Genomic DNA, 13,133 nt, shown 5'->3' with positions numbered 1-13,133 from the left:
GGTTACTTTCTTTTGGCGAAGCAAAAGAAAGTGACCGGCTGTCGGGCCGCCCCCGGCTAGCCTCCACGGAGCACAACCCGTGTCATTAACCAACAACCGAACCAACTACTCCTGATCAGCCAAATCCCCTTGAACCTTCTCCACCAACAACACATGCACCTGCCGCGGATCAGCACGCAAAACCTCAAACCGCACATGATCAAATACAAACTCATCCCCCTTGCGTGGCACGCGCCCCAAGTGATTGGCAATCAATCCCCCGATGGTGTCCACGTCATCATCAGAAAAACGGGTATCGAGCACTTCATTGAACTGGGCAATTTCGGTCAAAGCCTTGACCCGCCAACGTGCACCATTGGCTCCGTCGCGAATGACGAGAATGTTGTCTTCTTCTTCGTCAAAATCGTATTCGTCTTCAATGTCGCCAACGATTTGCTCCAGCACGTCTTCAATCGTAATGAGCCCGGCAACACCGCCGTATTCATCAACCACAATAGCCATGTGATTTCGATTGGCGCGGAAGTCGCGCAGTAGCACGTTGAGGCGTTTGGATTCTGGAATAAAGATGGCCGGGCGCAACATATCGCGCACATCGAACGAATCTTCAGCGTAGTAGCGCAGCAAATCCTTAGCCAGCAGCACACCGATGACTTTGTCGCGATCGCCATCTACGGCAGGAAAGCGGGAATGCGCGGTCTTGAGTACCTCGGGCATCCATTCTTCAATCGGCTTGGTGATATCGATCATATCCATTTGCGAGCGCGGCACCATGATGTCGCGCGTGGAGAGATCGGAGACTTGAAATACCCCTTCGATCATCGATAAGGCATCGGCGTCGATCAGGTTACGTTCATGCGCGTCTTGCAGTACATCAAGTAGCTCGGCGCGGTTTTCAGGCTCGGGGGAAATGAGGGCGGTCAGGCGTTCAAACAGTGACCTGTGGGGTTTAGCGTCAAAGGATTTGACGCTACTAGAGTGCTCGGGCATATGGCGTTAGCCTTGGATTTACGTTATTTCGAATGCAATAGGATACAACAAATATGTGACAGGACGACGAAACGACTGTGTGGAAGATTGTTTTTGGTCGAATGATGGCGCTGGGCAATTGTGGCGGCTGAGCAAGCTGCCAAGAAAAATGGCAATGCGGTGACCACATTGCCATGATTGTTATTATTAATGCAATTATTTCTTCATTTCATCTTTTGCCATGCCATCTTTACTCATTTCATCTTTACCCATTGCATCTTTTTTCATCGCCGATTTTTTGTGCATTTTTGGTGCTTTTTTTGCCATCGAATCTTTACCCATGGCGTCTTTGGTCATTCCGCTATCTTTTGCCATCGTGTCTTTACCCATTGCATCAGGCTTCATAGCGTCTTGTGCATATGCACCGGTAGCTGCCAACATCAAACCAGCCATCAAAAGTGTTGATAAGGTCTTTTTCATGTAAATCTCCATATAAAAATAAAATGGCAAAAGTGCCGTCACCATCAGTGGTTGCCGAAATCTATGATCCGCCAAACCAGTTGTACCCCTGATCCTCCCAATAACCACCGGGGTAAGTGTTGGTTACCGTGATTGAAACAATATGTTTCGGATTTTTATAGCCGAGTTTGGTTGGCATGCGCAGCTTCATCGGGAAGCCATATTTCGGCGGCAATATTTCACCATCGTAGGTGAGCGTGAGCTGGGTTTGTGGATGCAGTGCGGTCGGCATGTCGATGCTGGTGTGGTAATCGTCGCCGCATTGAAAATCGACATATTTAGCACTCAGATCAGCGCCAATGTGTTTTAAAAAATATGCAAACGGCACGCCACCCCAACGACCGATCGCACTCCAGCCTTCGACGCAAATATGGCGAGTAATCTGCTCGTTTTGGGGCAGGCGGTGCAATGCATCGAGAGTCCACGCACGTTTATTGCTGACCAGTCCGCCGACTTCTAGCTGGTAATCGGCTCCATCAATTTCAGGTACTTCATCTTCTCCATAAAAGGCATTGAACGGAAAAGGCCGCGTGATCATTGAGGCCGGATACGTCGGTGCGAGTTTGTTGGGATCGAACAACCACGCTTGCACGCCGTCATTCATGCGCGAGATGCGCTCCAGCATTCGGTTCACCGATGCTTCATCGGTGATATTGCAGCCGGTGAGCAGCGTCAGGCCACCTAGCGTAAGCGCACGCTTGCCAAACAGACGGCGCGACGGCATTGTTAATTCCTGGCGGGCATCCTTTAAGATCGATTCGGTATCGAGTTGGAGGGCGGGACGAAGATGCAGGGATTTTTTAAACATGATCGATCTCCTCAGCGCCCACGCAGCATGGCTATCAAGGTGCGCGGCACCAGAGCTACCATGATGATGTGGACTACGATAAACAAGACTAAAAAGCTCATCGCGCAAAAGTGGACGATACGGGCATTGTCATAGCCGCCCATGAGTTCACGCAGCAGCGGAAACTGCACCGATTTCCAGATCGCCAGACCGGATAGCACCAGCAGAATCAGATCGAGAATGACTGAGAGATAGGCTAGCTTTTGTACAGCGTTATATTTGTCGAGCGCATCGTGTTGGAGCTTACCGGTGAGGGCTTTTTTCATGTCTCGCAGCACGGCTAATGGAGACAGAGGGAAGAATTTCTTCCATAGACGTCCGGTGGCGGTATTCATCAGCAGATACAGCAAGCCGTTAAAAAACAGCAGCCACATCGCCGCAAAATGCCATTGCAATGCACCGCCCAGCCAACCGCCTAGCGTCCAGTCGTTGGGAAAGTGGAAGGGGAAGATCGGGGACGCATTATAAATACGCCAACCGCTCAATATCATCACGATGACAGCAAGCGCATTGAGCCAATGCGTCAGGCGTAACCAGACAGGATGGATTACGGGCTTTTTGGCCTGTGAATTGTGCATTTCTATCTCCCTGCAGCAAAGAAGGTGAGTTGATTATGCGTAACGGTGAGGTGTTTTAAGGTCTTCAATCGACGCGCCCAAAATACTTGAATACGCCATAGTCGTTGGGCCGAGCGATTCCTTACAGATAATTCTCATGCTAGTACTTTTTCGTAAAAAAGCATGGTAAATGTTGCTTAATTTAAAACATTATTGTTTGAGAATAAGGCGAGGGAATTTGATTGGCGTGACTATGGTGACTATGCCGATAACGTGGCGCTCGTAAGCGCGACCTCATCGTCAGATTTTTCGGGGGATGTGATGGGGAGGGGGATTGCCGTAATGCAAAGCAGCTTACTGTATTTATTAATCTTCCTCGGTGTAAGGATTCGGCCATCCTAATGCTGTCAGAATTTCAATTTCCAGACTTTCCATCTCGGTGGCCTCCTCCTCATTTTCATGATCGTAGCCTTGTGCGTGCAACACGCCATGCACCACCAAATGCGCTGCGTGTTCTTCAACCGATTTATGTTGCTCGGCGGCTTCGCGCTGTAGCACGTCGGTGCAGAGAATGATGTCGGCTTCGGTGGTCTCAGCGTCTTCATCTTCGGTGTAGGCGAAGGTGAGCACATTGGTGGCGTAATCCTTGCCGCGATAATCGCGGTTGAGGGTGCGGCCTTCTTCTTCGTCGACAAAACGAATGGTCAGCGCTGCTGGTGCTAATAACGCAGCTTTAACCCAACGCCGGATGGCTGTACGGGTGAGGATTTCTTTGAGGCGCGGATCGGGGTATTGGACCGATAAGGAAAGTTTGTGCGAGGCGGGTTTATTTTTTTGCGACATTGCGGCTGCGAGCTCGTTTGGTGATGCCTGTTTCGATCGGTTTGGGGAGTTTGATGGATTTGACCGGCGCAGGCGCGTGGACTGTGTGCGGATCAATCACGCCATGCGTGGAAGGCACGGGCGCTGCCAATTGCGCTGCTTCATAGGCGTCGACGATGCGCGCGACTAAGGGATGGCGGACTACGTCGGTACTGTTAAAACGGGTGAAGGCGATGCCGCGCACGTCTTTCATGATGTTCATGGCGTCGATCAGGCCGCTTTTCTGGCCGCGTTGCAAATCGATTTGGGTGACGTCGCCGGTGACGACGGCTTTGCTGCCGAAACCAATCCGGGTCAGAAACATCTTCATTTGTTCTGGCGTGGTGTTTTGTGCCTCATCGAGAATAATGAACGCATGGTTTAAGGTGCGGCCACGCATGTAGGCGAGCGGGGCGATTTCAATTGCTTGCTTCTCGAACATTTTCTGGGTGCGATCAAAACCTAATAAATCATACAAAGCGTCATATAGCGGGCGCAAATATGGATCAACTTTTTGTGCCAGATCGCCGGGCAAAAAGCCCAGCCGTTCGCCAGCTTCGACCGCAGGGCGAGTCAGTACGATGCGTTTGACGGCGTCGCGTTCGAGCGCATCGACGGCGCAGGCGACGGCCAGATAGGTTTTGCCGGTGCCTGCCGGGCCGATGCCGAGTGTGACGTCGTGCTCCAGAATCGCCCGGATATATTCCATTTGATGCGGTGTGCGTCCACGCAGATCGGCTCGGCGGGTTTTTAGGACGGGGTTTTCGATTTCGCTGCGGATGATGTCGGTTGATGCGTAGTTGTTGCCCATCGTAAGGCTGACCGGGGTCCCGGGGGCGGCTTGTTGATGGGCCTGATTGGCGCGTTGCTCAACTAACGCTAACTGAATTTCATCGACTGAAATGACGCGATGCGCCAGTACATAGAACTGTTCCAGTATCGCCACTGCGCGCTCGGCGTTGGTGCCGGAGGCGATAAATTTTTCGCCGCGTCGGAACAGGGTGACGTCTAGTGCAGCAGAAATTTGCCGGAGATTTTCATCAAGCGGCCCGCACAGGTGCGCCAGCCGGGTATTGTCCTGCGGCTCGGGAATGAAATAGTGTGGTTGTGTTGGCGTTTTAATTTTGGTCTTCAAGCAGTTTTGGTATTAAGAATAGGGAAAAAATAGGGCAAAAAATGGTCTGCAATGGCGGATTTGCCGTCGGGGCCGTCAATATTGGCGGCAATTTATCCGACAATTAACATTTCACCACGTAAAGAATACTTATAGCTTTCGGTGATGGTGACGTCAATCAATTGTCCGATCAGGCGTGCACTATTCGGTCCACCATCAAAGTTCACTACCCGGTTGTTTTCAGAGCGGCCTTGCAACTCATTGGGGTCTTTTTTGGACGGGCCGTCAACCAATATCCTCTGCACAGTGCCGATCATTTCTTCGCTGATGCGTATGGTGTTGTCTTTGATGACCGCTTGCAAATGTTGCAGACGTTTGAGTTTGACGTCGTCTGGCGTGTCGTCCTCAAGACTGGCGGCCGGGGTGCCGGGGCGCGGGCTAAAAATAAAACTGAAACTGTTGTCGTAACCGATCTCATTGATCAATTTCATCAGAGCATCGAAATCTTCGTCGGTCTCGCCGGGGAAGCCGACGATGAAGTCGCTGGAAATACAAATATTCGGACGGACCTTGCGCAGACGGCGGATCACCGATTTGTATTCAAGCACGGTGTAACCACGCTTCATTGCCGCCAGAATCCGGTCCGAGCCATGCTGGGCGGGGAGGTACAAATGATCGACCAGCTTGGGTACTTTGGCGTAGGTGTCGATGAGGCGCTGGGTGAATTCTTTGGGATGGCTGGTGATAAAGCGTATGCGCTCGATGCCGGGAATCTCGGCGATGAATTCGATCAGTAAGGCAAAGTCGGCAATCTCGCCGTCGGCCATGACGCCACGGAAGGCGTTCACATTTTGCCCGAGCAGGCTGATTTCTTTGACGCCTTGTGCGGCCAGTCCGGCCACTTCGGTGAGCACATCCTCAAACCGGCGCGAGACTTCTTCGCCCCGGGTGTAGGGGACGACGCAGTAGCTGCAATATTTGCTGCAGCCTTCCATGATGGAGACGAACGCGGTGGCACCGTCGACTTTGGCCGGCGGCATGTGATCGAACTTTTCGATTTCCGGGAAGCTGATGTCAACTTGCGGATTGCCGGTCATGCGGCGCTGCTTGATCATCGCTGGCAAGCGATGCAGGGTTTGTGGTCCAAACACGATATCGACGTAGGGCGCACGTTTGACGATGGCCGCGCCTTCTTGCGAGGCTACGCAACCGCCCACGCCAATCAACAAATTAGGATTTTTGAATTTCAGTTCGCGCAGACGTCCCAGATCGGAAAAGACTTTTTCTTGCGCTTTTTCACGCACCGAGCAAGTGTTGAGCAGAATCACATCGGCGTCTTCCGGGTTGTCGGTTTTGATCAAGCCGTCGGACGCATTGAGGACATCGGCCATTTTGTCCGAGTCGTACTCGTTCATCTGACAGCCGAAGGTTTTGATAAAGATTTTCTTTTGGAGCGTTTTTTCCATGACTACCATTTCAGATTACTGCGTTGATTCTCTATTGGCTGCTTTGCTTCGTCTGGCGTCAATATCCAGACCCGATCTACGTCGCCTTGCACATTTTTCGTGTAATTGACCAAATAACTGCTGCTACCCAGTGATACGGGAATCTGCGTTAAATGATTCTGCCCCCAAATCCGCGAACCGGGCGAAAGTTGTATCTTAGTTTGGTCCATGACGATCGTAGGATAGGCGGTAATCGTCATGTTGCCACGCAGGGTAGCGGGCGGAAAGCTACGGTCAATCGCGTGTGCAGATAATGACAAGATTGCCATTGATAGCCCCATTAGCCCGATCAGGGTAATCAACCAGCGTCTTTGGTGCATCGTTGCTTGCATAGAAACTCCGTTGCATGGTTACGATTGTGTAGGGAACACCCGCTAACGCCTGTTAAGTTTTGAGTTGGTACGCGCATCAAGGTTGAGGATGCACCGGGGCAATGTTGCCTCTTGGATATTGCTTAAAGAAAAATAAATGTAACTTATCTAGGCCGTTTGAGATGATGCACCGACACTGGAACAAGGGCGCGATTATAGCATTTTGGAATAACAATATTTGTCGCGAAAAAATCAAAGCGCTGACCTTTACTTTTATCGTTCATTCATAAAATAAAAGGGAATCTTGTATTTCTATACTTGGTCACAGAAATTTTTTTTGGAGGATTGAATGCCGCATGCACCATCGACATCATTAGCTTTTACCTTTTTATCGAATGCAAGCCTGTGTCCAGGCGACGTTTTACATGGGTCAGAAAGAATTCCCAACCATTTCGTTCTTAATTTGACCAGTGCCAGTAATCAGTTGGTCGAAAGTGTTGAGCAATACGCACCGAATAATTTGAACCATACGGTCAAGCCCTACGTGCCATCGGTATCCGGGATGATGGTACATAACGGTATTTATCGTTCAGGCAATAAGAATAAGCGCTACAACCTACGTCATTTGCCTCAACCCAAGCCTCTCACGAAGCCGCGCGTGAGGCGAAAAGTTCTCATCCTTCCGCCACAAGCAACGCCAGTCGTCACTCAAGATAATGGTCCGCGGATAGTGGCTATCGATGTCAAACCAAAAATCCAAACGGAATATACGGTTGGGGGATTTTTGCGTATGACGGGCGAGTCCCTAAAGAAACCTTTCACCAAGTTTGCAGAGTCGGTAGCAAATCTTTGGCATTGGACCCACGATGAAGGCACTCCTGCAGAGGAAATCGCCGCGATTCAGAAAGTTGGCGCGGGGTTTGATATGGCGGCCAACTTGATACCGGATCCGGCGAACATGGCGAGGCAAAGTGCCGGAACTGTTTTTGATCTTGCAGGGACGGTTGCTGAGGATAAGCAACCGTCATTAGATACAATGAACGATGCTGCATTAGGTGCTGGCAATTTCAGAGGTATGGGCAATGCAAAGCTTCGGTCGCCTGGCTACGCTGGGCGATCTCGAGGGCCATTCGGTAAGGCGAACAAGGATGGTCTGTATATGAAAATTGCATCCAGCATCCGCATCAAGAAAACGTTTTATAACGTACGTACCCAGCCTGGTGGCAGCTATGAAATATTCAACAAAGACAATGGGCCAGGTATTCCGGTCCGCCTTGATATACCAAGCAAAGAATGGGTGCCGACACTAGAAAAATATGCCGTTCATCATACTGAGCGGCGTCCTGCGTTAAGCCCTGACGGATTGATCGAAATAAACGACAAGAAATATGTTGAGTTGAAAAGACAGTACTTTCGTGTAGCGCCCGCTGAGGAGGCTCCTCTCGGGCAATCTGATAAAGCACCCGATCAGACGCCTGCCAAGTGGGAAATTTTCAATGAGAATTCTCCTGATGATGCGCGTATTCCGGTAACGCGCAACGCCGTCACGGGAGACTGGCAAGAAACATTGCCTCCCGAATATGAGGCCGTCGTACTTGAGGGAGATACAGCTGAAAACGAGCGTGGGATTATCGTCAATCGCGCGCTTGAGTACATTGAGTACAAAGGACAGATGGTTCGTGTTACATGGGATGCGGACAATGGAACCTATCGGCTGTTAAGGTCGGATCGCCCTGGCGCTCCAGGTCAGCCGATGCGGTACAAGGACGGCCTATGGGGGGAGCACAGGGATGTCGGATTGCGAGGCGGAGGCGCAAGACAGGTAAAGCAACAACAAACTGTCAATGTCAACGTTGGCCAAATGCGGATAGTCACAGGGAACGAGATTTTGTCGACTTTGAATATGAAAGATTGTTCTACATTCGTGGTGTTAAATAAATGGAACGCTCAAAAAGGACGATTCGAGGATAGGGTGATGGGCCATATAGTGGGATCGCATCTGAACTCCCTTATGGCTACAAAGGAGAGCATAGATGAGGCTGGAAAATTGTTATCGGAAGTGCTTGACCGGATGGAACCCGGTAAAAGCAAAGTGATTATTGCGTTCGGTCCTAGCGCTTCGAGCAGGATCGGCAGGACGGGAATCCTCAGGCAAGAATATAAAAATCAACCGTTATTACAGCAATGTATTGATAAGGCGGAGGGTAATGTCGAGATGTATATTGACGGCTCTTCAATAACGGTTTTGCCTGATGGCGAAGTGAGGACAGATCCCACTACAGGCGAGCAGATACAGCCTTCGTCACGATGAATATCCACAGATTATTCCACTAAAGCACAATTGCGCTCATTACGCGGTGTAGTGAACAATCCGTGTCCGATGTATCTCCATTTGCGAGGAGGCAACAGTCTCTTCGTAAATTACCTTAGTCACAGAAAATAAATGTATGAACGCCCACATGAAGACTTTCGAAGCTGCTGTCATTCCTGAGCCAGAGAAAATATTAGTTACCCAGCGCGCGAGACATTTGGCCGATTCTTTTCCGGACAAGGCCGTGCGCAAAGATCGATTGCAGCGACTGCTATCGATGATCAAGGACAATAAGTCTGCTATCGAAAATACGATTTGCGAAGATTTCGGCCATCGCTCGAAGGACGAAACGTTGGGGTTTGAAATTCTCGCCTGCGTTGAAGAGATACGCCACACCCTCAAGCACTTTCCCAAATGGATGAAAACCGAACGACGCCCGGTCTCCCTTACCAGCTTCCCCGGCCGCGCAGAAATCGTTAAGCAGCCCTTGGGCGTTATCGGCATCGTCGTCCCTTGGAACTACCCGCTGTATCTGGCAATCTCCCCCATCGTTGGCGCGTTGGCGGCAGGTAATCGCGTGATGATAAAAATGTCAGAAGATACGCCGCGATTTGGGGCTCTGTTTGCTGAGATGGTGGCGCGGACTTTCAAGGCAGAGGAAGTGTCCGTGTTCACAGGCGACGGGCGCTTGTTTGCCGCATTACCGTTCGATCATCTTCTATTTACCGGCTCCACAGTCGTTGGTCGCCAGGTCATGCAAGCGGCGGCGGCCAATCTGACGCCAGTGACGCTGGAGTTGGGCGGTAAGTCGCCCGCCATCATTGCGGATGACGCCGCATTCGAATCTGCTATCAGAAAAATGATGTTCGGCAAATTACTCAATGCCGGACAAACCTGCATTGCACCTGACTATGTGCTACTTCCAAGAGGCCGGGAACAAGAATTTTTAACCATCGCAAAGCAGATCGTGGCGCGCTTTTATCCCACGCTGCAAGATAATCCTGACTACACCTGCATCATCAATGAAAGACAGGCACAACGCTTACGGCGCTATATTGACGACGCCAAGGCCCAGGGAGCGGTGATCCATCCCTTGCACAGTGAAATACCCGTCGAAGAAAGCCGCAAATTCACGCCGCTTATCGTCAGTAATGTCACCGACAGCATGTTGATCATGCAGGAAGAAATATTCGGCCCGTTGCTGCCATTGATGCTTTATGACGACGTTGAACAAGCCATCGATTACGTCAATTCCCATCCGCGCCCGTTGGTGCTCTATCTGTTTAGTAATGACCGTTTGCTGCAGGAAAAAGTCTTACGCCAGACGACATCAGGCGGCGTCGTTATGAATGACGTGATCATGCAAGTGGTGCAGAACGATTTGCCGTTCGGTGGCGTGGGAGATAGCGGTATGGGGCGTTATCACGGCAAGGAGGGGTTTGATACGTTTAGTAATCTTAAAGGGGTGTTTCATCAACGTCGGATGAATGGGACATTTTTGTTGTATCCGCCGCGCACTGGTGGGCGTTTGCGGCGGTTGGTGGAATTTTTGATGCGGTAGGGTACAGCGCTTTGGGAACTTTACGCTTCTCGTTACTTTTCTCGCTTCTCTTTTTCATATTTATTGAAATTCAGTCAAATCACCTTAATTTCAACAAAGTTAATAAATAATTATTTATGTTTTTAGTAACATATGATTTGTCTGGATAAATGTTTATACGTTGATTGGTTAGGGGTGGCGGAAGCCGCAAAATAATTTCAGGAGGTCGGGATGAAAAGAGGGCTCGAACGAGAGCGGCGCCGACCCGCATTTAATTTGGGGTTGGGGGAACTTGAATTGTTATGGAACAGAATGTTGGCTCTTTTTGATTTGTCAAAGCCACTTTCTACGAAAATAAAACTATCTCTTCCCTCAGAGAAGCTTGAGTTTGATTCCTTCGCAGAGTTGATGGACTACAAACTACTTCGTGGTCGCGTTACAGATTTTTCCTTAGTTATAGCCCAGGAAAATAAAAAATTGTAATTCGCAGCGGTGGAATACTAAGTAGTGTGCCAACTGTTACAGCAGAGTCAGATTCCGATGTGTGGTGCGCTGACGCGATTGAAGTAGCACGAGGTGGCGTCAGAGCTAGTCGCGTCTGGTATTTCTGGTTCAGATCTACACCACTCACCACGGCTAGTCTTTTATTTGTGCTCACTCCAATTGTTATGTGGTTATTTCCCAGAGTTGAGCAGCAAGTACCGAGGCCGGTAGCGCTTGCATGGATCTTTACTATGGTACTTGTGATGTTTTTATCTATCACTAGGGATAGGCTTTTACCAGCAGGGACAATTTCATTTTCCAATGAGGTTGGTTTTGTCAGGCGTTATGGGTCTGAGCTTGGTCTCGTACTTGAGGTTATTTCCTTGATTCTGACAATCTATTCTCTGTTACGAATATAGCGTAATAATCGAAGGCATTTCCCCCGTACTTTCTGGTTGCCGGATTCGATATTTCAGATGTAGACGGGCGTTAAACAACAAAAAACCCGCATCAGCACAAGGCTAAAAGCGGGTTTTTGTACGTCCTGAAATGACTCAGAACATGTTCATGGTGGTGATAGGTGGACTTGAACCACCGACCCCAGCATTATGAGTGCTGTGCTCTAACCAACTGAGCTATATCACCAAAGAAGCCGACGATTATGGAGTATCGGGCTAATTCTTGTCAAGTGAATTGCCTCCGTATTGGTGAGATTTGCACATTCGTTGCGTTATTGCTTATCCCGCGCTTTGATGACCGTCTCCAACACCGTATCAGCGACACTATCTCCAACACAATCAATAACAATCCGCTCCGGCATGGCGCGTAGCCACGTGAGTTGGCGTTTGGCAAGTTGACGCGTGGCGGCGATGCCTTTTTCTCGCATTTCGTTGAAATCGTAGTCGCCGTCGAGGTATTCCCAGGTTTGCCGATAGCCGACGCAGCGCATCGAGGGCAGGCCTGTATGCAGGTCGCCGCGTGCGCGCAGGGATTCGACTTCGGCGATCAGGCCGCCATCTTGGAGCATCAGATCGAAGCGTTGCGCGATGCGGCTATGCAGGACGCTGCGGTCTGAGGGTTCCAGGGCGATTGGTAATGTGTCGAAGGGGAGTTGCGGTGGCGGTTTGTTGGTCAGTAGCGAGGACATGGTCTGGCCGCTGAGTTCGATGATTTCGAGGGCGCGTTGGATGCGTTGGCTGTCGTTGGGTTTGAGGCGTGCGGCGGTGATGGGGTCGAGGTGCGCGAGTTTGGCGTGCATGCCGGGTACGCCGATCAGGGCGGCTTCGGCGTCTAGCCGTGCGCGTAGTGCCGGGTCGGCTTGCGGGAGGGTATCGAGGCCGTCGCGCAGGGCTTTGAAGTACAGCATGGTGCCGCCGACCATGAGCGCTAGTTTGCCGCGAGCGTGGATTTGCGTAATTAACCGAAGCGTGTCTTCACGAAATTGCATGGCTGAATACGATTGCGTGGGATCAAGTATGTCAATCAGGTGGTGCGGCGCAGCGGCGCGTTCGGCGGCGGTTGGTTTGGCGGTGCCGATATCCATGCCGCGATAGACCAGCGCTGAATCGACTGAGATGATTTCTGACGGGATATGGCGGGCGATTTCTAGCGCCGCGGCGGTTTTGCCGGAGGCGGTGGGGCCCATGATGGCGATGACTAGCGGTAGTGTTGTTGCGGTGTGCGTCATTGGTTCATGCGGGTAAGGTTTGTTTCGGATTGGCGTGTGCTGTCTCAATACGGTCGTTATGCAGCTGTTATTGCCCACGCAAAAAAAGTCTGTCCAAGTCCGAGAGCGCTAATTGGGTCCAGGTCGGGCGGCCGTGATTGCATTGGTCGGCGCGGTCGGTGGCTTCCATTTGGCGCAGTAGGGCGTTCATTTCCGGCACACTTAGGTTGCGGTTGGCGCGCACGGCGGTGTGGCAGGCCAGGGTGCCGAGCAATTCGTTGCGGCGCTCGACCAATACCCGAGATCCACCGTATTCGCGGACATCGCGCAGTACGTCTCGGGCCAGCGTTTGGGCATCGGCGTTCTTTAGTAGTGCAGGTACGGCGCGCACGGCGAGTGTGGATCGATTCGTGCTTGTCCGTGGTACTCGGCATAGAACTACTGAGTCGGAGA

General features: G+C 50.9%; 12 protein-coding genes, 1 tRNA gene and 1 pseudogene. 3 read left to right on the top strand and 11 right to left on the bottom strand.

Annotation, left to right across the window (positions count from 1 at the left end):
* Window positions 1-105: 105 nt before the first annotated feature.
* The 8 genes from ACVBEF_RS18090 to ACVBEF_RS18055 form a co-directional block, all read right to left on the bottom strand.
* A complete protein-coding gene (locus tag ACVBEF_RS18090; protein WP_447125316.1) occupies window positions 106-987 on the bottom strand; it encodes an HlyC/CorC family transporter in 882 nt (293 codons plus the stop codon).
* Window positions 988-1,182: 195 nt separating this feature from the next.
* The gene (locus ACVBEF_RS18085; RefSeq protein WP_447125315.1) at window positions 1,183-1,446 is read right to left on the bottom strand and encodes a pentapeptide MXKDX repeat protein; all 264 of its coding nucleotides are present in this window, start codon (window positions 1,444-1,446) and stop codon (window positions 1,183-1,185) included.
* 61 nt (window positions 1,447-1,507) lie between these two features.
* Window positions 1,508-2,293, bottom strand: a complete 786-nt coding sequence (locus tag ACVBEF_RS18080; protein WP_447125314.1) for a molybdopterin-dependent oxidoreductase — start codon at window positions 2,291-2,293, stop codon at window positions 1,508-1,510.
* Between the two features lie 11 nt (window positions 2,294-2,304).
* Complete coding sequence (locus ACVBEF_RS18075) at window positions 2,305-2,910, bottom strand: cytochrome b/b6 domain-containing protein (protein ID WP_447125313.1); 606 nt, start codon at window positions 2,908-2,910, stop codon at window positions 2,305-2,307.
* Between the two features lie 345 nt (window positions 2,911-3,255).
* The gene (ybeY, locus tag ACVBEF_RS18070; protein WP_447125312.1) at window positions 3,256-3,732 is read right to left on the bottom strand and encodes an rRNA maturation RNase YbeY; all 477 of its coding nucleotides are present in this window, start codon (window positions 3,730-3,732) and stop codon (window positions 3,256-3,258) included.
* Entirely contained in the window at window positions 3,716-4,885 is a 1,170-nt protein-coding gene (locus tag ACVBEF_RS18065) for a PhoH family protein (protein ID WP_447125311.1), read from the bottom strand. The genes ybeY and ACVBEF_RS18065 overlap by 17 nt, the downstream gene beginning before the upstream one ends.
* A 92-nt stretch (window positions 4,886-4,977) precedes the next feature.
* The gene (gene miaB / locus ACVBEF_RS18060) at window positions 4,978-6,330 is read right to left on the bottom strand and encodes a tRNA (N6-isopentenyl adenosine(37)-C2)-methylthiotransferase MiaB (protein ID WP_447125310.1); all 1,353 of its coding nucleotides are present in this window, start codon (window positions 6,328-6,330) and stop codon (window positions 4,978-4,980) included.
* A gap of 2 nt (window positions 6,331-6,332) precedes the next feature.
* The gene (locus ACVBEF_RS18055; RefSeq protein WP_447125309.1) at window positions 6,333-6,701 is read right to left on the bottom strand and encodes a hypothetical protein; all 369 of its coding nucleotides are present in this window, start codon (window positions 6,699-6,701) and stop codon (window positions 6,333-6,335) included.
* A gap of 328 nt (window positions 6,702-7,029) precedes the next feature.
* On the opposite strand from ACVBEF_RS18055, the gene ACVBEF_RS18050 reads away from it, so the two are divergent.
* The 3 genes from ACVBEF_RS18050 to ACVBEF_RS18040 all read left to right on the top strand — a co-directional run bounded on the left by ACVBEF_RS18050 (window position 7,030) and on the right by ACVBEF_RS18040 (window position 11,014).
* A complete protein-coding gene (locus ACVBEF_RS18050; RefSeq protein ID WP_447125308.1) occupies window positions 7,030-8,991 on the top strand; it encodes a hypothetical protein in 1,962 nt (653 codons plus the stop codon).
* A 148-nt stretch (window positions 8,992-9,139) separates the two neighbouring features.
* Complete coding sequence (locus ACVBEF_RS18045; RefSeq protein WP_447125307.1) at window positions 9,140-10,552, top strand: coniferyl aldehyde dehydrogenase; 1,413 nt, start codon at window positions 9,140-9,142, stop codon at window positions 10,550-10,552.
* A 210-nt stretch (window positions 10,553-10,762) separates the two neighbouring features.
* Window positions 10,763-11,014: a hypothetical protein gene (locus ACVBEF_RS18040; protein ID WP_447125306.1), complete on the top strand. Its 252-nt coding sequence runs from the start codon at window positions 10,763-10,765 to the stop codon at window positions 11,012-11,014.
* Window positions 11,015-11,582: 568 nt separating this feature from the next.
* Here the strand turns inward: ACVBEF_RS18040 and ACVBEF_RS18035 are convergent.
* From ACVBEF_RS18035 to ACVBEF_RS18025, 3 genes and pseudogenes are all read right to left on the bottom strand, one after another.
* Window positions 11,583-11,659, bottom strand: a tRNA-Met gene (locus tag ACVBEF_RS18035).
* An 85-nt stretch (window positions 11,660-11,744) separates the two neighbouring features.
* On the bottom strand, window positions 11,745-12,701 hold the full coding sequence (gene miaA / locus ACVBEF_RS18030; protein ID WP_447125305.1) for a tRNA (adenosine(37)-N6)-dimethylallyltransferase MiaA: 957 nt from the start codon (window positions 12,699-12,701) through the stop codon (window positions 11,745-11,747).
* Window positions 12,702-12,768: 67 nt separating this feature from the next.
* Window positions 12,769-13,133 (bottom strand): annotated as a pseudogene (locus ACVBEF_RS18025) (hypothetical protein); the annotation flags it as partial.

It is taken from the genome of Glaciimonas sp. GG7 (assembly GCF_052976905.1).
The sequence above is the reverse complement of the archived record's forward strand: the minus strand, read 5'-3'. Positions and strand labels throughout refer to the sequence as shown.